The organism is Micromonospora vulcania (genome assembly GCF_042658605.1).
Taxonomy (GTDB): Bacteria; Actinomycetota; Actinomycetes; order Mycobacteriales; family Micromonosporaceae; genus Micromonospora; species Micromonospora vulcania.
On the sequence record NZ_JBHSQS010000010.1, the window covers coordinates 194,258 to 215,212 of the forward strand.

At 72.2% G+C, this 20,955-nt stretch carries 18 protein-coding genes; 10 read left to right on the forward strand and 8 right to left on the reverse strand.

All coding sequences use genetic code 11. From position 1 onward, the window contains the following. Positions 1-16 precede the first annotated feature (16 nt). A complete protein-coding gene (locus ACFQGL_RS18770; RefSeq protein ID WP_377513467.1) occupies positions 17-436 on the forward strand; it encodes a VOC family protein in 420 nt (139 codons plus the stop codon). Between the two features lie 77 nt (positions 437-513). Next, positions 514-1,143, forward strand: a complete 630-nt coding sequence (locus ACFQGL_RS18775) for a histidine phosphatase family protein (protein ID WP_377513468.1) — start codon at positions 514-516, stop codon at positions 1,141-1,143. A gap of 25 nt (positions 1,144-1,168) precedes the next feature. Here ACFQGL_RS18775 and ACFQGL_RS18780 read toward each other — a convergent pair whose 3' ends face one another. After that, entirely contained in the window at positions 1,169-1,678 is a 510-nt protein-coding gene (locus ACFQGL_RS18780; protein WP_377513469.1) for a protealysin inhibitor emfourin, read from the reverse strand. 195 nt (positions 1,679-1,873) lie between these two features. Here ACFQGL_RS18780 and ACFQGL_RS18785 point away from each other — a divergent pair, with 195 nt between their 5' ends. Further along, positions 1,874-4,243, forward strand: coding sequence for a M4 family metallopeptidase (locus ACFQGL_RS18785; RefSeq protein WP_377513470.1), 2,370 nt, complete (start codon positions 1,874-1,876; stop codon positions 4,241-4,243). Between the two features lie 268 nt (positions 4,244-4,511). On the opposite strand, the gene ACFQGL_RS18790 is transcribed toward ACFQGL_RS18785, so the two are convergent. Beyond that, entirely contained in the window at positions 4,512-4,733 is a 222-nt protein-coding gene (locus tag ACFQGL_RS18790) for a helix-turn-helix transcriptional regulator (protein WP_377513471.1), read from the reverse strand. A 304-nt stretch (positions 4,734-5,037) separates the two neighbouring features. On the opposite strand from ACFQGL_RS18790, the gene ACFQGL_RS18795 reads away from it, so the two are divergent. From ACFQGL_RS18795 to ACFQGL_RS18805, 3 genes are all read left to right on the forward strand, one after another. Then, positions 5,038-5,193, forward strand: coding sequence for a hypothetical protein (locus ACFQGL_RS18795; protein WP_377513472.1), 156 nt, complete (start codon positions 5,038-5,040; stop codon positions 5,191-5,193). Positions 5,194-5,327: 134 nt separating this feature from the next. Then, a complete protein-coding gene (locus ACFQGL_RS18800; protein WP_377513473.1) occupies positions 5,328-6,095 on the forward strand; it encodes an enoyl-CoA hydratase/isomerase family protein in 768 nt (255 codons plus the stop codon). 105 nt (positions 6,096-6,200) lie between these two features. Then, a complete protein-coding gene (locus tag ACFQGL_RS18805) occupies positions 6,201-7,790 on the forward strand; it encodes a serine/threonine-protein kinase (protein WP_377513474.1) in 1,590 nt (529 codons plus the stop codon). 69 nt (positions 7,791-7,859) lie between these two features. Here ACFQGL_RS18805 and ACFQGL_RS18810 read toward each other — a convergent pair whose 3' ends face one another. The 4 genes from ACFQGL_RS18810 to ACFQGL_RS18825 all read right to left on the reverse strand — a co-directional run bounded on the left by ACFQGL_RS18810 (position 7,860) and on the right by ACFQGL_RS18825 (position 12,001). Beyond that, on the reverse strand, positions 7,860-8,303 hold the full coding sequence (locus ACFQGL_RS18810) for an HNH endonuclease (RefSeq protein ID WP_377513475.1): 444 nt from the start codon (positions 8,301-8,303) through the stop codon (positions 7,860-7,862). Positions 8,304-8,528: 225 nt separating this feature from the next. Further along, a complete protein-coding gene (locus tag ACFQGL_RS18815) occupies positions 8,529-9,749 on the reverse strand; it encodes a hypothetical protein (protein WP_377513476.1) in 1,221 nt (406 codons plus the stop codon). An 81-nt stretch (positions 9,750-9,830) separates the two neighbouring features. Further along, a complete protein-coding gene (locus ACFQGL_RS18820; RefSeq protein ID WP_377513477.1) occupies positions 9,831-11,369 on the reverse strand; it encodes a hydroxysqualene dehydroxylase in 1,539 nt (512 codons plus the stop codon). A gap of 149 nt (positions 11,370-11,518) precedes the next feature. Further along, positions 11,519-12,001 carry an MSMEG_6728 family protein gene (locus ACFQGL_RS18825; protein ID WP_377513478.1) on the reverse strand — a complete coding sequence of 161 codons (483 nt, stop codon included), beginning with the start codon at positions 11,999-12,001 and terminating at the stop codon, positions 11,519-11,521. Positions 12,002-12,096: 95 nt separating this feature from the next. Here ACFQGL_RS18825 and ACFQGL_RS18830 point away from each other — a divergent pair, with 95 nt between their 5' ends. From ACFQGL_RS18830 to ACFQGL_RS18845, 4 genes are all read left to right on the forward strand, one after another. Further along, the gene (locus tag ACFQGL_RS18830; RefSeq protein WP_377513479.1) at positions 12,097-14,085 is read left to right on the forward strand and encodes a potassium channel family protein; all 1,989 of its coding nucleotides are present in this window, start codon (positions 12,097-12,099) and stop codon (positions 14,083-14,085) included. 66 nt (positions 14,086-14,151) lie between these two features. After that, entirely contained in the window at positions 14,152-17,037 is a 2,886-nt protein-coding gene (locus tag ACFQGL_RS18835; protein ID WP_377513480.1) for an AfsR/SARP family transcriptional regulator, read from the forward strand. Between the two features lie 30 nt (positions 17,038-17,067). Beyond that, positions 17,068-18,129: an ATP-binding cassette domain-containing protein gene (locus ACFQGL_RS18840; protein ID WP_377513481.1), complete on the forward strand. Its 1,062-nt coding sequence runs from the start codon at positions 17,068-17,070 to the stop codon at positions 18,127-18,129. Continuing rightward, complete coding sequence (locus ACFQGL_RS18845) at positions 18,126-18,911, forward strand: ABC transporter permease (RefSeq protein WP_377513482.1); 786 nt, start codon at positions 18,126-18,128, stop codon at positions 18,909-18,911. Before ACFQGL_RS18840 ends, ACFQGL_RS18845 begins: the two co-directional genes overlap by 4 nt. 18 nt (positions 18,912-18,929) lie before the next feature. Here the strand turns inward: ACFQGL_RS18845 and ACFQGL_RS18850 are convergent, their stop codons facing one another. Both ACFQGL_RS18850 and ACFQGL_RS18855 read right to left on the reverse strand, forming a co-directional pair. Further along, entirely contained in the window at positions 18,930-20,165 is a 1,236-nt protein-coding gene (locus ACFQGL_RS18850) for an APC family permease (protein WP_377513483.1), read from the reverse strand. An 11-nt stretch (positions 20,166-20,176) separates the two neighbouring features. Further along, the gene (locus tag ACFQGL_RS18855) at positions 20,177-20,923 is read right to left on the reverse strand and encodes a phosphatase PAP2 family protein (RefSeq protein WP_377513484.1); all 747 of its coding nucleotides are present in this window, start codon (positions 20,921-20,923) and stop codon (positions 20,177-20,179) included. Positions 20,924-20,955: the final 32 nt, after the last annotated feature.

Below are 20,955 nucleotides of genomic sequence, written 5' to 3' on the forward strand. Positions count from 1 at the left end.
GTCTAGCGTGCTTGTCATGACGATGAACGCGATCAGCCGCTCCCAGATCTACGTCCTCGATCAGGACGAGGCGCTCGACTTTTACGTGGGCAAGCTCGGCATGGAACTCAACACCGATCAGGACCTCGGCTTCATGCGTTGGCTGACGGTCAACCTGCCGGGCGACCCGGACCGCGAGATCCTGTTGGAGAAGCCCGGTCCGCCGGCGATGGACCCGGCCACCGCCGAGCAGGTCCGGGAGTTGCTCGCCAAGGGGGCGCTGGGCGGTGCCCTCTTCATGACCACCGACGACGCCCACAAGACGTACGAGGGTCTGGTGGCCAAGGGCGTCGAGGTCACCGACGAGCCGACCGAGCGCCCGTACGGGATCGACTTCGGCATTCGGGACCCGTTCGGCAACCACATCCGCATCGGCCAGATGTTCCCGCGGGCCTGAGGCGCCGATCGACGAACGGGGCTGTGCACGGGGGGTGCGGGTCGACCTCGCACCTCCCGATGTGATGGGCTGAGGCCATGGCGACCCGACTGCTGTACCTCGCCCGGCACGCCGAGCAGGATGACGCGGCGACCGAGTCGCCGGAGGCCGGCCTGTCCGAGCGGGGCCGGCGGCAGGCCAGGCTGCTCGGCGAGCGGTTGCGGGGCCGGTCGTTCGCCGCCGTGCACCACGGGCCGCTGCGCCGGGCCGCCCAGACCGCCGAGCTGGTCGCCGAGTCGCTGCCGGGCGTTCCGGTGTACGCGACGGAGCTGGCCGGCGACCATCTTCCCCACGACACGGATCCGGCCGAGCTGTCGCCCGCGTACGCCAGGTTTCTGGCCGATTTCACGGCGGCCGAGCGGGCCGACGGGCCGCGGGTGACGGCGGAGGCCGCACGGCGGTTCACCGGTCCGGTCGTCGACGGTGCCGGCGACGCCGAGCCGGTCCGCGAGCTGGTCATCACGCACAATTTCCTGATCGGCTGGCTGGTCCGGCACGCACTCGATGCGCCGGAGCGGCGGTGGCTGGGCTTGAATCAGCACAATGCCGGGCTGACCGTCATCCGGTACGGCCCGGCCGGACCGCCGAACCTGATCGCCTTCAACGACGTGGCGCATCTGCCGCTGGAGCTGCGCGGCACCGGCCTGCCACCGGACTACCTGGTCTGATCCTTCGGCTGCCGCTGCCCGGCGGTCAGGCCGTGGCCCGTAGCAGCAGCTCGACCAGTGCCCGGGTGGCCGGCGGCGGAGTCGTCTCACTCGGGCAGTCGACGTACCCGGTCTCGATGGTGCCGACGCTCAGTCGGTAGGTGAACGCGTCCGCGCAGCCGGTCGATGCGGTCGGGACGCGGGACTCGGAGGCCAGGCGGGGGTCGGCGGCCAGCCCTCTCAGCCGGCCGAGGTCGGCGGCGCTGAGCTTGCCGGTACGCCGGCTGCCGGCCCGGTCCACCGCCGTCCAGCGGCCGTCCGGCTCGACGGTCACCCGGTCGCCGCGGCCGGCGAACCCGCCGGAGCGGGTCAGCTGCACCGGGCCGGCCGCACCGGTCGCCCCGGTGCCAGGGCTGGTCGGTGCGGGGGCCCCGGAGGTGGTCGGGGCGGTGCTCGACGGCGGCGAGGTGGCCGTGACCGGGGGCTGGTTCGGGGTGGTGTCGACCGGGTCGGCGCTGGTGCAACCGGCCAGGACGGCGACCATCAGCGTGATCATGACGCCGATCGGCGAAGCGGGTCTCATGCCGCTCGGACGCACGGTTCCGGTTGCCGGTTCCCTTGTCACGCCCCTCATCCGAACGGTCACTGTCGATGTCTGGGAGCGGTCCAAGGCTTCTCTTTTCTTCGACACATGGCTATATCTACATGCGTGACTACCCCCGTCACAACCTTTCTCCTTCCAGGAGGGCACGTGAAAAGACCCCTCGCCGCCGTCAGCGCAGTGCTGCTCACCAGCGGCCTGCTGACCTGCGTCGCCACCGCGGCGCACGCGGCTCCGCCCACCGCCCCGGACGCCTCCGCGGCGTCCGTCCTGCGGACGAACCCCGGCGCAGTCCAGGGTTCCAGCGCCGAGTCCTACCAGGTACACAGCACCAAGCGGGACGCCAACGGCGCCGCGCACACCCGTTACACCCGTACCTACCAGGGACTCCGCGTGTACGGCGGTGACTTCGTCATCCACACCGCGCCGAACGGCACGTACGCCGGCAGCTCCGTCGGCCTGGCCGCACCGCTGACCCTCGGCACCACGGCCAAGGTCTCCGCCGCGGCGGCGAAGAAGGCCGCCCGGGCCGGGTTCACCGGCAAGGCCGAGGCGGTGGGCGCCCCGGAGCTGTTCGTCGACGCCAGCTCCGGTCAGGGCCGGCTGGCTTGGGAGACGGTGATCAGCGGCTGGCAGCCCGACGGGCAGACCCCGTCCCGTCTGCACGTGATCACCGACGCCACCACCGGTGCGGCCGTCGGATCGTACGACGAGATCGAGTCGGTGGTCGGCAGCGGCCAGGGCATCTACAGCGGCACGGTCAGCATCGACACGACGCTCTCCGGCAGCACCTACCAGATGATCGACCCGTCGCACGGCAACGGCCGTACCTGCGACATGAACAACGGCACGTCCACCTGCACCACCTTCACCGACGCCGACAACGCGTGGGGCAACGGCACCAACTCCAACCGGCAGTCCGCCGCCGTCGACGCCCACTTCGGTGCCGCGAAGACGTTCGACTACTACAAGAACGTGCACGGTCGCAACGGCATCTTCGGTAACGGCAGCGGCGTGCCGAGCCGGGTGCACTACGGCAACAACTACGTCAACGCGTTCTGGGACGGGGCCCAGATGACCTACGGCGACGGCTCGGGCAACTCCCGCCCGCTGGTCTCGCTGGACGTGGCTGGGCACGAGATGAGCCACGGCGTCACCGAGGCGCTGGCCGGCCTGGTCTACTCCGGTGAGTCCGGCGGCCTCAACGAGGCCACCAGCGACATCTTCGGCAACATGGTGGAGTTCTACGCCGCCGCGCCGAGCGACCCGGGTGACTACCAGGTCGGCGAGAAGATCAACATCAACGGCAACGGTACGCCGCTGCGCTACATGTACAACCCGTCGCTGGACGGCTCGTCCGACAGTTGCTGGTCCACCGGCACCAAGAACAAGGACGTGCACTACTCCTCCGGCGTGGCCAACCACTTCTACTTCAACCTCGCCGAGGGCACCGGCGCCACCGCGTACGGCACCTCTCCGGTCTGCGGTTCCGCCCCGGCGGTCACCGGCATCGGCCGGACCAAGGCGGAGAAGATCTGGTACCGGGCGCTGGACGTCTACTTCACCTCCAACACGTCGTACGTCAACACCAGCAACCCGGCGAACACCGCGCGGGCCTACAGCCTGCGGGCGGCCACCGACCTGTACGGCAGCTGCTCCACCGAGTACAAGACCGTGCAGGCCGCCTGGACCGCGGTGAACGTGGCCGGCAACGACGCGCCCTGCTCGACCGGCAACGACTTCTCGGTGACGCTCTCGCCGACCGCCGGCTCGGTGAACCCGGGCGCCTCGGCGTCCACGACCGTGTCGACCGCGACCACCAGCGGCTCGGCGCAGACCGTGACGTTCTCCGCGTCCGGCCTGCCGAGCGGGGCGGGCGCCACGTTCAGCCCCGCCTCGGTGACCTCGGGCGGCTCGTCCACCCTCACCATCAGCACCTCGGCGAGCACCCCGCCCGGCACGTACTCGGTCACCGTGAACGGCGTGGGTTCGGTCACCCGGAGCGCGACCTACACGCTGACCGTCAACGGGACCGGCGGCGGCTGCACGTCACCGGGTCAGAAGCTGGCCAACCCGGGCTTCGAGTCCGGCGCGACCGGCTGGACGGCCACCTCCGGCGTGATCACCAACTCCAGCAGCCAGGCCGCCCGCACCGGGTCGTACAAGGCCTGGCTGGACGGGTACGGCAGCACCCACACCGACACGCTCGCCCAGTCGGTGACCCTGCCGTCCGGCTGCTCGTCGTACGCGCTCAGCTTCTGGCTGCACATCGACTCCGCCGAGACCACCACGAGCGTCGCGTACGACACGCTGCGCGTGCAGGTGCTCAACTCGGGCGGGACGGTGCTGGCCACGCTGGCGACCTACTCGAACCTGAACAAGGCCACCGGCTACAGCCAGAAGTCCTTCTCGCTGGCCGCGTACGCCGGCCAGACCGTCAGCCTGAAGTTCACCGGTGTCGAGGACTCCTCGCTCCAGACGTCCTTCGTGGTCGACGACACCGCGCTCAACGTCTCCTGACCTGACCGCACGTCGCAAGGGCCCGGCGGCCACCCTCAACGGTGGTCGCCGGGTCCGCGCCGTTATGGTCGCCGCAGCGGTGACCGGCACCGAGGTAACAGGTCCGGATGCGGCCTTCCGCTTGGACGCCGCCGGGTGAGGCCGCCGCGAGGTGCCAGGACCTTCATAGCCGCCAGGCCAAGAAAGCCACGGAAATCCTGCTCTCCCGCAGGTCTGGCGGTCAGCCGAGCAATCTGACAGGACGAGGCAAACGTCGCCTGAGGCGGCACTAGTCCTCTGCGTCCTCGTCTGCTGGAGGCCTGGGCTGGCGGTGCTCCCGGATGTACTTCTCAATGTCCGCCCGCAGCCAGATCGAACCAACGGTCAGGACTTGGTACGGGCGAGGGAACTTCGGATGCATCTGGATCTGGCGGAAGCGCGACCGACCGACGCCCAGCATCTCCAGGATTTCGCCCGCTGCGACGAGCGGGCCTGGTCCCTCCTCGGTCATGCGGACGAGGGTAGGCCGGGCCGGACGCGTCAATATGAGCGCACTTACATTAGCGCGCCTACATTGACAGGGGGTGTGCGTCGGGGTGGGATCGAGCCGGGCCCCTCACCTGCTAGAGGCGGAGCACGGCGGGTGGGGGTGCCATGACACCCGAAACTCCACCCCGGGAGGCCCAATGTGCAGCCAGCGTCACTCACCAGTCCGTCCTTTCTGGTTTTGCGCAGCCTGTGTCCATCCGTGGCCGTGCCGCCAGGCCCGTGCCGAGCTGACCGCCGAATACGCCGACGACCCGAAGCTCCTGGCCGTGGACATGGCCGACTGTCTGGCCGAGGCCACGGGTGACCTCGGCCAGCTCTACCCAACCCCGCCGAACCCCATCGAGATGTACGGCCGGATGTTGGGCTGGATCCGCCACCTGGCAATCAACAAGTTCCGCGACGAGGACGGCTGGCCCAACTAGATCGGCCGACCGGTCGCATGGGCCCGGCGGCCAACCCTCAACGGTGGTCGCCGGGTCCGCGCCGTTATGGTCGCCGCAGCGGCGCAGGCAGCCGGATCGGCGGCGTCGGACGGGTGGCGCGGGAAGGGGCGGACGTGTCGGACGCGGAGTTGACCGTCGAAGTGACCGGGCCGGTGGCGACCGTGGTGATCCACAACCCGGCCCGCCGCAACGCGATGACCGCTGCGATGTGGCGACAGCTCCCGGAACTGCTCGATCGGCTGGAGCCCGACCCGGCCGTACGGGCGTTGGTGCTCACCGGCGCGGGCGACGCCTTCTGCGCCGGTGCCGACCTGGGCGACCTCGCCGAGCTGTTGGACGCCGGTGACGCCAGCATCGCGGTGGCGGCCGAGGAGCGGCTGGCCCGCTTCGCCAAGCCGACCGTGGCGGCGATCCGGGGTGCCTGCGTCGGAGGCGGTTGCCAGCTCGCGGTGGCCTGCGACCTCCGCATAGCCAGCGACGATGCTCGTTTCGGCGTACCGCCGGCGCGGCTGGGGTTGGTCTATCCGGCGCCGACCACCCGCCGGCTGGCCCGCCTGATCGGCCCGTCCGCCGCCAAGCATCTGCTGTTCACCGCCGAGCTGATCGACGCCGAACGCGCCCTGCGGGTCGGCCTGGTCGACGAGGTGCTGCCGGCCGACCGGCTCGCCGCGCGGGTGGACGAACTCACCGCCACCATCGCCCAGCGATCGCCCCTGAGCGTCGCCGCGGCCAAGGAGATCGTCGACGACCGGGCCGGACCGGCCCGGGTGGCCTGGTGGCACCGGAAGGTGCTGACCAGCGGCGAAGCCCGGGAGGGCGTGGCGGCGATGGCCGAACGCCGACCGCCCCGCTTCGCCTGGCGCCCCTCAGTCAGCGACTGATTCTCCCCGCCCTCCCCGTCGGGGCGCGGAAATCTCGGCTACTGCCATAGAAAAGGCTCGATGCGGCGCTGGTGCGTGGCCGGGCGGTACGGCAGGCTGTCGGTCGTGCAGCGTGATCAGTTGCTTGCGGGCCGCTACCGGCTCCTGGAGCGCCTCGGCAGCGGCGGCATGTCCGCGGTCCACCGGGCGTACGACGAGGTGCTCGAACGGGACGTGGCGGTAAAGGTGCTCGTCGCCTCGGACGCCAACGCCCGGTTGCGGATCCGGGCCGAGGCCAAGGCTGCGGCTCGGCTGTCGCACCCGCACGTGACCAGCGTCTACGACTTCGGTGAGTCGACGCTCGGCGGGGGTCAGGTCCCGTTCGTGGTGATGGAGTTGCTCGACGGCCACACCCTCGAACAGCGGTTGGCCGCCTCCGGTCCGCTGCCGCCCCACGCGGCCCTGCGGATCTGCGCCGAGGTGGCCGCCGCGCTCGCGGCCGCCCACGCCCAGGGCCTGGTGCACCGCGACGTCAAGCCGGACAACGTGATGCTCACGCCCATCGGCGCCAAGGTGCTCGACTTCGGCATCGCGGCGATCGCCGGCGACCCGGAGATTGACTTCGAGGGGCGGCTGATGGGCACGCCGGCCTACCTCGCCCCGGAACGCCTGGACGCCGGTGAGGTGCTGCCAGCCTGCGACGTGTACGCCCTCGGCGTGCTCGCGCATCTGGTGCTCACCGGTCGACTGCCCTGGCGTGCCGAGGCGCAGACCCGGATGCTCCGCGCGCACACGTACGTCGAGCCGGCCCCGCTGCCCGAGATCGCCGGCGTGCCGCCCGAGATCCACCGGCTCTACCACTGGTGCCTGGCCCGCGACCCCGCCGACCGCCCTCCGGCCGCCGAGGCGGCCCGCATCCTGCTCGCCGCCGGCGAACCGTCCACCGTCGTGCGCCCGGAGGAGACGCGGGGCGAACCGGCCACCGTCGTGCGTCCGGCCGGCACGGTGGGCGCATCGGCCAGCAGCGACGGCCCGACTTCCAACTCGCCGAAGGCCACGATGATGGACTCTTCCGGCGTGGGCCGGCGGTCCTGGCGTCGGCGGCGGGTGTTGCTGGCGGTGGGCGTCGCGGTGTTCGCGGTGGTGGCGATGGCCGGCTCGCTCGGCGACGCGAGCACCCACCGGCACGAGTCGGGCTCTGCGCGGACCGGTACCGGGCCGGACGGCACCACGAGCGTGGGGTTGCCGCTGACCGCCGAGCCACCCGGTCCGGCCGACACCCACTCGACCGTCCCCCTCCCGGTCAACCCTGGCCCGGCCGGCCCTCAGCCGGACGCGGACGCGTCGGTGACCGGTGCCCCGCCTGCCGCCCGGACCGGCCCCCCGACCGATCCGGGCGGCACTCGTGCCCCGAGCCCGTCCGCCAGCACCCCCGAACCGTCACCACCCGGAATCGCCGCCCCCGCGCCCACACCGAGCCCGCCGTCCGGAGTACCGGTCGATGCCCAAGGCGGGACGGTCACCGTCCACTGCCTCGGCAAAACGGTGCAGGTGGTGGCGGTTGAGCCCGCGCCCGGCTTTCGGACCGAGGCGTACGACGCCGGCCCGGCAAAGCGGGTTTCGGTCGAGCTGACCTCGGCCGAGCATCGCAGCGAGGTTCGGGTGCAGTGCTCCAACGGCCGCCCGAAACCGAAGGTCAGGGAGCGCGCCGGCTGATCGGGGGCCGGCGGGTGCCGCGCGGGGGCGTACCCCCGACGCGGCCCCCCGTTCCCGCCGACCGGTCCGTCACCGCCCGGCCAGCGCGGCCCAGCCTGGGTTGGTCGGCTCCCGGCGCAGCGGCATGCCCGCCTCCGCCGGCGTCCGGTCACCCTTGCGCTGGTTGCAGGCGTAGCAGGCGGCGGTGGTGTTCCGCCAGGTGTTCCGGCCGCCGCGGGAGCGAGGCAGGACGTGGTCGATGGTCGACGCCGAGCCACCGCAGTACGCGCAGCACCGGTCGTCGCGGCGCAGCACCCCGGCTCGGGACCAGGCCGGCCCGGAGCTGAACCGCCAGCGGGTGACCACGTAGCGGACCAGCCGCACCACCCGGGGCATCGGAAAGACACCGATCACCTGGTCGGGCTCGGCCTCGTGGATCTCGGCCACCCGGCGGCAGAGCATCCGGACGGCGTGTTGGACGGTGACCCGGTGCAGCGGGCCGAGGTCGGCGTTGATGACGAGGACGGCGTCCACCGGGCTCTCCCTTCACGATGGTGACGACGAACTGCTCCGGACAGCGAAGAGCCGCCCGGTCCGACGATCGGACGGGCGGCTCGGCGCGTACGGGTACGCGTCAGTCGGGCCGGCCCGCCCGGGGACCTTCCGCTCGGCAACCGTCGCCGAGCAGCGTCGATGGCACGGAGGTGTCGTGCGACATCGTCATGTGCTGCTCCCGTGGCGGTGGTTGACCTTGCGTGATCACGGTAGGTCCACCCGGGAGAGACCGGCAACGTAATTCGATCGGCTCGCCCGGTCGTCGGAGCGGCGTTGCCGCCGGGTCCGGGCGGCGGGGCTCGCCGTGTGCCGTACGGCGGCCCGGGCGGTGTCCAGGGGCCGGTCGATCCGTACGGCCATGCGTGCGGTGAGTTCGCTGTCCAGCAGCGGCCGGTTGACCTCACCGGCGACCGCCAGCGCCGGCCCGGAGACCGAGCGCCAGATGGCGGCCAGCCCGGCGCCGAGACCGACCAGGGCGACGGTGGCCCGGGTGGTCGGCGATCCGGCGGCAGCGGCGGCGCTCACCCCCACCACCGCGAAGAGCACCACCAGCAGGGGTACCAGGACCGGCCAGAAGATGCCCCGGGCCGCCTGCGCCACCAGTCGCCGATCCCGGATGATCAGATTCCGGGCGACCACCGCGTAGTCCTCCTCGTCGAGCAGGTCGCGTGGGTGCAGGCCGCCGGTGAGCACGCCGCGCCACAGGTCGGCCTGGTTGCGCAGCTCCCGGCTCAGCGCCGCGGGCTCCGGCTCGGCCGGGTCACCTCGGCCGGCCCGCTCCACCGCGGTCGCCCAGGTGGCCAGCGAGCGACGCACCACCGCCGCCGAGTACGGCGGCAGCACGCTGGCCAGCTCGCTGAGCCAACGACTGATCTGGATCTGCCGGCCGCCGAAGCGACGAACCAGCTGGGTGGCGTCGCCAGGTCGGACGGTGTCGGCCAGTGACCGGCCCAGCCGGTAGGCCAGACCGACCCGGTGGTTGGTGGCCATCGCCCACCGCAGCACCTCCACGTTGAGGTCGTCGAGGGCGAGCAGCAGTGGCCCTGGGTCGATGGGGTCGGGCCGGTCCAGGTCGGGCAGTTGGTCCCGGGCGGCGGCGGTGTCGGGTAGCGGCTTGGTGTGTCGGGTGAGCTCGGCGATCTGGGCGAGCGCGACGTCCACCCCGTCGAGGTACATCCGCATCCGGCGGTGCACGGACATCTCGGTGAAGTTGGAGAGCTTGGCCGGCGGGGCGGCCGGGTGGGCCTCGGCGGCACCGAGCTCGGCGTGCTGTCCCTGGTGGTACGCGTCCGCCATCCACCAGCCCAGCCGTAGCGCGGTGACGACGCAGGCGCGCTCATCGCGGATCAGCGGGTACGCGTCGTCCCGGCCGGTCTCCTCGACCAGCGGTACGCGCTCCGCGCCGGCGCGGAGCAGTGGTGACATCGTCCGCTGCCCTCCCGCCCGGTCGATCGACGGATGATCAATCGAGCGTACGACAGCAGTTCATTACTTATATCCGTTTTGTCACTTTGGCTGGCGGCGCCCGGCCAGCAGTCCCCGAGGTCGGATCGAGCGCACCGGCTCGGCGGCACCACCCTCGGCGCGCAGGATGTGGTTCGCGGCGATGATGCCCGTGGCGGCGGAGCGTTCCATCAGCGCGCTCGGGAACTCCGTGGAGATCCCGTCCCCGGCCAGGTAGAGGCCGGTCGCGTCGGTGCGTACCCCCGGTCGCCAGGCGTGGCTGCCCGGAGTGAACGCGGGCGCCTGCGCCTGGACCCGGGCCCGGAGTTCGCGGACCCGCAGCCCGGCGGCCTCCGGCCAGAGCGCTCCCAGCTCGCGGCGCATCCGCTCGGCCAGTTCCTCGGCCGGCACCCCGGGCTCGCAGGCGTACGCGTGCAGCTCGATGACCGACCCGCCGCTGCGCCGCGCCCAGCGCCGCGACTCGTTTTCCAGCCGGTGGTAGAGCGTCACCGAGTCCAGAGTGGGCTGTCGAGACACCCCGCTGAACACCGCCCGCCCTGCGGCCACGTCCCCGTCGCACCAGTACCGTGCCACCGCGTACGGCGGGCCGGGCCTGCCGAATGCGGGCATTCGCGCCACCAGATCCGGTGCCTGTTCGGCCAGGTCGGGGGAGGCCCCGACCAGCGCGGCGAGCGCCGGCGGGTCGACGGCGAGGATCACGTGGCCCGCCGCGTGATTGCCTCCGTCGGCGGTCGCCACCCGCCAGCCGTCCGCGGCGCGGCGCAGCCCGGTAGCGGTGGACCCGGTGAGCACCCGACCGCCGTGCTTCTCCAAGTGCCGGGTCAGCGGCTCCCAGATCGCGGTGGCGTAGTCCTCGTCTGGGCAGTCGAAGGCCAGCCCCTCGGGATTGCCGAGCAGATAGAAGTGGAACTGGGCGACCATCTCGGCCGCCGACATCTCGGCTTCGTGGTTGAAGAACGAGTGCGAGAACACCTCGAACAGCATCGCCCGCGCCCGGTCCGGCAGGCGAAGCGAGGCCAGCAGTTCGTCGGCGGTGGTGTCGTCCAGCTCGGCGTAGGTGCGTACCGGGTCGTAGCTGAGCAGCGGCAGTGCGGCGTCCCGGTCCATCAGCCGCAGGTCGGCCAGGCGCAGGCTGGGGCTGCGCAGCAGCAACGCGAGCAGGTTCGCCGGTGGTGCCGGTGGCAGCCTCCCGAACTCCTCGGTCGGCCACTGGGCACTGAGGATCGGATAGCCCGGGATCGGCTTGAGGAAGCCCAGATCCGGATCGACGCGGCGAAGGATGGACCGCCAGTTGTAGTACTGCCGGAAGAACGCGTGGAACCCGTGCTCGTTGCGCTGGTCACCGTCGGCGAGCGCCTCCGGCCAGGCGCCCAGCCGGCCGCCCAGGGTCGGTGCGGCCTCCAGCACCGTCACCGCCACGCCCCGCTCAGCCAGCACCACCGCCGCCGACATGCCGGCGATGCCTCCGCCGACCACCACCGCCGCCGTTGGTCGCGGCACGCGGTCCGCGCCACCGCCGCCCGGGTCCACCTGGTGCTGGCGTACGCCGAGAAGGCGACCCACCACTTGCGACAGCGCCATAATCACCTCCACGTTCACTGCACCGATGTAAGGAAGGGCACCTTGTTAACGCCTGGCGTTGTACAAGGGGACCCTGTTAACAGGGTGAGCTAAGCGTTGTTAATAAGGTGCCCTTGTACAACCGGAGGCGTTAACAAGGTGCCCTTCCTTCAGGGCAGGCAGCGGCGGGGGCGGTCGGAGGCGGGCCAGACGTACTCCAGGTCCTCCGGGACGTCGTCACCGAAGATCGGGCGGTAGTGCGCGGGGTCCTTGCGCAGCAGTGACGAGCGGTGGCTCAGGTGCAGATCCGCACGGCCCAGCCAGGGCGGCAGCTCGCCCGCTCCGGCCAGCTCGACCTGGGTACGCACGACGCCAGCGCCGCAGGCGGCGGTCAGGTCGACGGTCAACGTGGCGGCGCAGGTGTCGGCCCGCCCCGGCTCGCACCAGACCGCGCACATGTCCAGCCCGTACCGGACCAGCGCCTCCTCGTACCCGGCCCACATCTTCACCGCCGGGTGGTTACGCCAGCCGTACCCGGGCCAGGTGAGGCCGCGCAGCACCTGGATGGCCTCCACCCGCTGCTTGCCCAGCCGCTTCTGGTCCAGCGTGCGGGCGCTGGCCACGAAGTCCGGGTACGGGAGGAAGGTCTGCATGCCGCTGCTCTACCCGCCACCCGGGCCGACATGCCTGGCCGGGGGACGATCCGGAAGGGGTCGCCCACCGAGGTCGTCCTGGCTACGATCCGGGCATGGGGGAGCCGTGGCGGGACCGGGCGCGACGGGCGGTGGAGTGGAACTGGCGACTGCGGTCCGCCGGTGACCCGCGCCCGCACTACGTGATCTGCGGCCGCGACGCGCTCGCCTACTACGTGGCCCGGGCGATGCTCGAATCGGAGCTGCCGACCGGTGGGGCACGCGTGACCGTGATCGTGCCGGAGCGTTACCGCACCAACGGTCCGGACGTGGCGGGGCTGCGCGGGCTCCGGGTCGTCCGCTCGGATCGGCTGGACGTGGCCACCTTCGAGGCCGCCGGCCTGGCCGGTGCGACCGGGCTGGCCCTGCTGCACCAGGACGACGTGGGCAATCTGCACGCCGCGCTCTGCGCCCAGGCCGTCGATCAGCGGGTCCGCCAGGTGCTGCGGATGTTCAACGGCACCCTCGCTGACGGTGTGCGCAAGCTGATCAAGGCACCGGTCGAGGTGCTCTCCGACGCCGAGATGGCCGCGCCCGCGTTCGTGGCCGCCGCGTTGGGCGAGGTCGACCCGAGCTCGTTCCAGCACCGGGACAAGACGCTCCGGGTGGCCCGGCGGGCCGACGTCCGGCCGCAGGATGTGGTCTGCGCGTTGGCCCACGTCACCGAGCAGCAGCGGGTGGAGCTGCTGCCGGCCGAACAGGCCGGTGCCGACCTGGTGCTCGCCGAGGTGACCGGGCAGCCGCCCGGCACCGAGGTCGCCGCGCGTCGGCTGGTCCGGGCCCGCCGCCGGCGCCGCCCGATGGCGATGTTGCTGGGAGCGGTACGTGGTTTCGCCACCCGCAAGATCGGCGTCGCGGTGATGGTGGTGCTCGCGGTGATCGCAGTGCTGGGAGCGCTGATCTCCCGCGCCGAGGGGGTCTCACCGGTGGAGGCGCTCTACCTGACGTTGGTCACCACGCTCAGCGGCGCGGACCCGGACACCACCAAGTCGGCGGACGCGCAGATCATGCAGGTGGTGCTCAACCTGGCCGGGCTGGCGCTGATTCCGCTGATCACCGCCGTCGTGGTGGACGGCATCGTCAACGCGCGCCTGGCCCTGCACACCGGCCGGCTGCAACCTGCCCGGATCGGGCACGTCGTGGTGATTGGCCTCGGCAATGTCGGCACTCGGGTGATGGCCCAGCTCCGCGAGTACGACGTCGAGGTCGTCGCGATCGACAAGGTCCCGGAGCCGCGCGGTGCCACCCTGGCCCGCCAGTTGGAGGTGCCGCTCATCGTCGGGGACGCGGCCCTGCCGGAGACGCTCGCCGCCGCGTCGGTGGCGGACTGTCAGGCGCTGGTGGTGGCGTCCACCGACGACGTGGCCAACCTGGAAGCGGCGTTGGCCGCCCGGGACCTGCGCGACAACCTGCGGGTGGTGCTGCGCCTCTTCGACGGCGACTTCGCCGAGCGGGTGGAGGAGACCTTCGCCCTCGGCGTGTCCCGATCGGTCTCCTACCTGGCGGCCCCGGCCTTCATCGGTGCGCTCACCGAGCGCGCGGTGATCACCACCATTCCGGTCGACCGGCACGCGCTGCCCGTCGCCGAGGTGCCGGTGGCCGCGGGCTCCGAGCTGGACGGCCGCCCGTTGGACGCGGTCAACCGGGACGGCCAGGTGCGGTTGATCGCGCGTACCCCGGCGGGCGGTACGAAGACGATCTGGTGGAAGGAGCTGGACCCCCGGCAGGTGATCTTCGCGGGCGACCGGCTCACCGTGGTTGCCCGCCGACGCGGGCTGGATTGGCTGACCCGGCAGTGCGCTCCACCCGCCCCGGGAAAGGCGCCCATGCCGCACGGCCACGTCGGCTCGGTGCCCCGGGCGACCGATCAGGAGGTCGCCGCGTCCGCGCCCGGCGCGGTGCATCCGGTACCGGCTCCGTCGTCACCGGCCGACGATGCCGGACCGCCGGCCCACGGCGTCGAGGCCGGGCACCGGCCGGTGGAGCAGGGCGACGACATCGGTGCCCAGCACGAGCCAGGTTCGAGCGCGGCACGGTCGGTCTGAGGTTCGACGACTCCGACGAGAGCTCGGGTAGCGGGAACGCGCTGGTCGTGAGCGACAATCGGGGTCATGCGTTTCCGCATCCTGGGGCCGACCCAGGTGCTGTTGGCCGACGGGCGCGAGATTCCCCTGGGCGGTCCGCGGCTGCGTGCCCTTCTCGCACTGCTCCTGCTCGACGCGGGCCGGATCATCTCCGCGGAGCGGCTGATCGACGGCCTGTACGGCGAGCGCCCGCCCAGGGGCGCGGCGAACGCGCTCCAGTCCCAGGTGTCGCGGCTGCGTCAGGTCCTGCCCGCCGAGCACAGCCCGGTCGAGTTCCACCCGGCGGGTTATCGCCTCGCCGTGGATCCCGGTGCTGTCGACGCGTACCGGTTCGAGCGGCTCGCCGAGGCGGGTCGCCGCCTGCTCGCCGACGGCGACTGGCCCCGGGCGTCGGCGACGTTGCGTGAGGCGCTGGAGTTGTGGCGGGGTCCCGCCCTGGCCGACGTCCTCGACGTGGCGGGCGTTCCCGCGCAGGCGGCGCGGCTGGACGAGCTGCGGCTGGCCGCCGTCGAGGACCGTATCGAGGCGGAGTTGGCGCTGGGCGCGCACGCGGCGCTGGTCCCGGAGCTACGGGAGCTGATCGTCGCGCATCCGTTGCGGGAACGATCGCGGGGCCAGCTCATGCGCGCCCTCGCCGGCTTGGGCCGGCCGGCCGAGGCACTGGCCGAGTTCGAGGATGCCCGGCGCGTGCTGGCCGAGGCGCTCGGCGTCGACCCGTCGGCGGCGCTCACGGCGATCCACCTGGCCGTGTTGCGCGGTACGGAGGGCCCCGCCGTACGCGGGCCAGCCGAGTCGACCCTGCCGAGCCAGCTCACCACCTTCGTCGGGCGGGAGGAGGAACTCAAGCGCGTAGGGGAGCTGCTCGGCGAACGGAGGCTGGTCACCCTCACCGGCCCCGGTGGCGCGGGCAAGACGCGGCTGGCGATCGAGGCCGCCGGCCGCCTCGACGGCGAGGTCCGCTTCGTCGAGCTGGCCGGTCTGGCACACGGCTCGGACGTACCGCAGGCGGTGTTGAGCGCGCTCGGCCTGCGCGACGCCGGCCTGCGTGCCCCGGCCGAGCCGGGCCGGAACGCAGCCGACCGGCTGGTCGAGGCGCTCGCCGAGCGGCGGCTGCTCCTCGTGCTGGACAACTGCGAGCACGTCATCGGCGAGGTGGCGCGGCTGACCGCACGGTTGCTCAGCGGGTGCCCGGCGCTGCGCGTCCTGGCCACGAGTCGTGAGCCGCTCGGGCTGGCCGGCGAGGCGCTGTGTCCGTTGTCCGGGCTCACCCTCCCGCCGCCCGACGCGTCGACGCTGGACGCCGACGACTACGCCGCGGTCAGCCTGTTCGCCCAGCGGGCCGCTGACGTCGTACCGGACTTCGCCGTCACGGCGGCCAACGTCGAGGTGGTGCTGCGGATCTGCCGTACCCTCGATGGCCTGCCGCTGGCGATCGAGCTGGCCGCCGCGCGGCTGCGGGCGCTGCCCGTCGCCGAGGTGGCCGCCCGTCTCGACGATCGGTTCCGGCTGCTGTCGATGGGCAGCCGGGCATCGTCGCCGCGACACCGGACGCTTCGCGCGGTGGTCGAGTGGAGTTGGGACCTGCTCGACGATGTCGAGCGGGCCCTGGCCCGACGGCTGACCGTCTTCGCCGGCGGTGCCACGCTGGAGGCGGCCGGGCAGGTCTCCGGCCTGCCCAGCGCCGAGTTCGTCGATGCGCTGTCCGGTCTGGTCGACAAGTCCTTCGTGGAGTTGACCGGCGGTCGCTACCGGATGCTCGAGACGGTGCGCGCCTTCTGCGCCGATCGTCTCGCCGAGGCCGGCGAGGCCGATGACCTGCGCCGTGCACACGCGGCGTACTTCCTGGAATTCGCCTGGATCGCCAGCGACCACCTGCGGCGCGCTGAACAGTTGCAGTGGCTGCGCCGGCTCGACGACGAGCGGGACAACCTGCATGCGGCCCTGCGTCGTGCCGCTGCGGCTGGTGCCGCGTCCGACGCGGCCGGGCTGGTCGCGGCCCTGTCGTTCTACTGGTGGCTGCGCGGCATGCGCGGGGAAGGCGCCCGGCTCGCGGCCGACGTCCTCGATGTCCTCGGCACCGAGGCGCCGGCCGGGCTGGGCGAGGAGTTCGCCCTCTGCGTCTACAACGCCTCGCTCGGCGGTGCGGGCCATCCACCGTCCCTCGGCACAACGCAGTGGTCCGTGATCCGCAGCCTCGACGGGCCGCCCCGACAGCCCTTCCTGCTGTATCTGTCCGGGATCTCGACCGGACCACCGTCCGGCGGCGCCGAGCACGTCGACGACCTGATGCGGGAGCTGCGGCGGCTGGTTGGTCCGGACGTCTGGATCAACGCGCTCGGCGCGATGGGGACCGGCTCCGCGCAGATGTGGAACGGTCAGTGGGATCGGGCCAGGACGGCCCTGGGCTCCGCGCTCGACGGTTTCCGGAGCACCGGGGACCGGTGGGGAGCCATGATCACACTCGGTGCGCTCGGTGAACTGGCCGCCTGGCAGGGTGATCCGGATGCGGCGAGCGCCTACATGGAGCAGGCCATCGGGTTGGCCGAGGAACTCGGATCGGCGGTCGACCAGGCCGACATGCTGCGTACCCGAGGCGAGATAAGGCTGCGTGCCGGTGACCTCGCGGCGGCGCGGGACGACTTCGCCGGCGCGCTGCTCCTCGCGCAGCGCAGCGGCGCGCCCGAGTTCGTATCCAGCGCGCGGCTCGGCCTCGCCCAGGTGGCACGGCTGGCCGGAGACCTCGTCGAGGCGCGGCGGCTCGGCGAAGAGGCGTTGACCGGCGGGCTCACCGGCTGGTACGTCGGCGAGGCCACGCGGTCGGAGATCATCCTCGTTCTGGCGCAGATCGCCGAGGCGGAGCGGAGCGTCGTTCTGGACCCGCCCGGTGCGCTGCCGTCAGCGGACGGTGCGTGAGCCGTCAGCGCCCGACCGCACCGTGGGGGCATGACGACATTCGAGGTGGTCGCCGAGGGACTGGGCAAGCGGTACGGCCCGACCCGCGCGCTCGACACGTTCGACCTGAGGGTGCCGACCGGCACCGTGTACGGACTGCTGGGACCGAACGGTGCCGGCAAGACGACGGCCGTACGGATCCTCACCACGCTGCTGCGTTTCGACGGCGGCACAGCCACCGTGGCCGGATTCGACGTGTTGCGTCAGCCGAACGAGGTGCGGGCCCGGATCGGGCTGACCGGGCAGTACGCCGCGGTCGACGAGACCCTCAGCGGCCGGCAGAACCTGGAGCTGTTCGGCCGGCTGTTCCGGCTCGGCCCCCGTGCGGCCCGCAAACGAGCCGGGGAGCTGCTGGAACGGTTCGGGCTCGACGAGGCGGCGAGCCGGTCCGCCGGTGAGTACTCGGGTGGGATGCGCCGCCGCCTGGACCTCGCCGCCAGCCTGATCCGTACGCCCCGCGTGCTCTTTCTCGACGAGCCGACGACCGGCCTGGACCCGCGCAGCCGCAACCAGGTGTGGGAGCTGGTCCGCACCCTGGTCGCGGACGGGACCACGGTCCTGCTCACCACGCAATATTTGGAGGAGGCCGACCAGCTCGCCAACCGGATCTCGGTGATCGACGCCGGACGGGTGGTGGCCGAGGGCTCACCGGACGAGCTGAAGTCGATGACCGGCGGTGACCGGATCGAGGTGGTGGTCCGTGAGGCGGCCGACCTGACCCCGGCCGCCCGTCTCGTCGCCCGGATCTGCGGCGCGGAGCCCGAGCGCGATCCCGCGGTCCGGCGACTCAGCGCGCCGGTGGTCGACCGGGTCGCCGGGCTCATCGAGGTGGTACGGGCCCTGGACGACGCGGGGATCGCGGTCGAGGACATCGGCCTGCGGCGCGCGACGCTGGACGAGGCGTTCCTGTTCCTGACCGGCCACCGGCCCGACGAGGCCCGCAGGCCCGGCGAGACCCGCGAGCCGGACGAGACCCACGAACCCGACAAGGCCCACGAACCCGGCGAGACCCGCGAGCCCGTCACCACTGGACGAAAGGCGGATGCGGCATGACCACGGCGATCATCGACGGCTGGACGATGACCAGACGGAACATGATCCACGTGATCCGCGCGCCCGAGGAGCTGATCCTCTACTTCTCGCTGCCGATCATGTTCGTGCTCGTCTTCGGCTACGTGTTCGGCAGCGGCATGCAGGTGCCGGGTGGCGGAAACTACCGCGAGTTCCTGCTGCCCGGGATCTTCGTGATGACGATGCTGTACGGCCTTGGCGCCACCGCGACCGGCGTGGCGCTCGACCTCAGCCGAGGGGTTGTCGACCGGTTCCGGTCGATGCCGATGGCGCGGTCCGCCCTGATGACCGGCCGCAGTTCCGCGGATCTGCTCCGTGCCCTGCTGGAGATGTCCACCCTGCTGGTCTGCGGCCTACTCGTCGGGTGGCAGTGGCGACATGGCGTCGGCCGGGCGTTGCTCGCCGTCGGCCTGCTCCTACTGCTGCGGGTCGCGATCACCTGGATCGGGATCTACCTGGCGTTGCTGGTCCGCAACCCGGACACGGTCGGTGTGATCATCTTCCCTGCGGCGTTTCCGCTCACCGCGATCTCCAACGTGTTCGTGTCGCCCGAGCTGATGCCGAAATGGATCGGTGCGATCTCGGAATGGAATCCGCTGTCCGCCACCGTCGCGGCGACCCGTCACCTGTTCGGTAATCCGGGGCTGGGTGGGGATTCCTGGCCGGCAGAGCACGCGGTGCTGTTGGCGGTGGTGTGGCCGGTGCTGCTGATCGCGACGTTCGCGCCGCTGGCCGTGCGCCGCTACCAGCGGCTGAGCCGCTGACCGGGCCGTCTGCCGAGGTCAGCGGCGGGCCCGCATTGCGTAGGAGGCGGCGCCGACGGCGAGCACACCGAAGCCGGCGAGAACGCTGCCCAGCGGCAGGTTGACCGCGAGTAGCAGACAACCGACGAGCCCCAGGCCGGCGAGGACCCGGACCGGCAGCCGCCGGTCCGGGTCCCGGCCCAGGGTGAGCGCCGCCGCGTTGGTGATCGCGTAGTAGACCAGCACGGTGCAGCTGGAGAAGCCGATCGCGGCACGCACGTCGCCGAGCAACACCACCAGGATCACCACCACGGCCACCGCCAGCTCGGCCCGGTGCGGCACCCGGTGCACGGGGTGCACGGCGGCCAGCACGCCGGGCAGATCGCGGCGGCGGGCCATCGCCAACGTGGTCCGGCCGACCCCGGCGACCAGGGAGAGCAGCACCCCGGTGACCGCGATGGTGGCCCCGGCGCGGACCACCCAGGCCAGGCCGGGCAGCCCGGCGGCGGTCACCACGTCGACCAGGGGCGCGGCGGAATCGGCCAGCCGGTCGGCGCCGAGCACTCCGAGCGTGACCACGGCCAGCACCAGGTAGATCGCGAGCACCGCGCCGAGCGCCAGCGGCACCGCACGGGGGATGGTCCGCTCCGGGTCGCGGACCTCCTCGCCCAGGGTGGCGATCCGGGCGTACCCGGCGAACGCGAAGAAGAGCAGCCCGGCGGCGGTGAGCACGCCCCGGCCGGAGCCACCAGGGTCGCCGAGGCGGCTCAGGGTCAGCCCCCCGCCGGTGACGCCGACGACCACGACCAGGGTCAGCACGGCGAATACCACCGCGACCAGCGCCTTCGTCGCGATGGCCGTCTTGCCGATGCCGCGCAGGTTCACCGCGGTCACCGCGAGCACCGCACCGGCCGCGATCAGCCGGGCCTGACCCGGCCACAGGTACGCCCCGATGGTCAGCGCCATCGCCGCGCAGCTCGCGGTCTTGCCGACCACGAAGCCCCAGCCGGCCAGGAACCCGGCGAACGGACCGAGGCGTTCCCGCCCGTAGACGTAGGTGCCGCCGGACTCGGGGTAACGGGCCGCGAGCCGCGCCGAGCTGTTCGCGTTGCAGTAGGCGACGAGGCCGGCCAGCGCCAGCGCGGGCAGCAGGCCGGCACCGCCGGCCGCCGCAGCGGCCGGGCCGAAGACCACGAAGACGCCCGCACCGAGCATCGAGCCCAACCCGATGACAACCGCATCGGGTACGCCGAGTCGCCGCGCCAGTTGATCCACGAGCCGAAACCCTAGGGGTACGAGGTGAACGGCCCGTCCCACCGACGTAGCCGGCCGGGTAGCGGCAGGTCGTCCCACGGCACCCGGTGCAGCAGCCGGTCCAGGAGCAGCCCCAGCAGTAGCGCAGCCACCCCGTCGGTGAGCCAGTGGAAGTTCAGGTAGGTCGTGGTGACCAGCAGGATCGCCGGCGGCGCGAACCGGACCAGTCGGTGCAGGGTCGGGTGCAGTCGTCCTGCCGTCAGCGCGGTCAACAGCACGGCGATCACCCCGTACCAGACGATTGCGTTGGCGACGTGCCCGGAGGGGTAGGAGAGGTCGTATTCCAGGGGCGGCAGGTCGTTGAAAATCCGGACCGAGTCGGCCGGTGGCAGTTTCGAGCTGGGCGCAGCCCGATCGGTCCACACCTTGAGCGGCCCGATCGTCAGATACAACAGCACGAACGCCCCTGCCACCAGCAGCAGCGGTCGGACCGTGCGGGCCCGCCAGGCCGCCGCCAGGGCAAGTGCCACGGAGAGCGGCATCAACAGCCAGCCACCCTGGCCGAGGAAGTTGAACACCCGGGCCGTCCAGTAGATCGGTGCCGGGTGGTGGTCGTAGGCCCACTCCCGTACCGCCAGGTCGATCCCGAGGAGGGCTCCCCTGGCAAGGGCCAGGGTCAGGACGCCGAACCCGACGAGCAGGAGCAGATCGAACCACCAGCCGGCCGGGCGGACAGGCCGTAGCCGCAGGTCACGTCGTACCGCCGTGGGTTTGAGCACGCGACCACGCTACCGGCCCGGCGCGAGGCCGG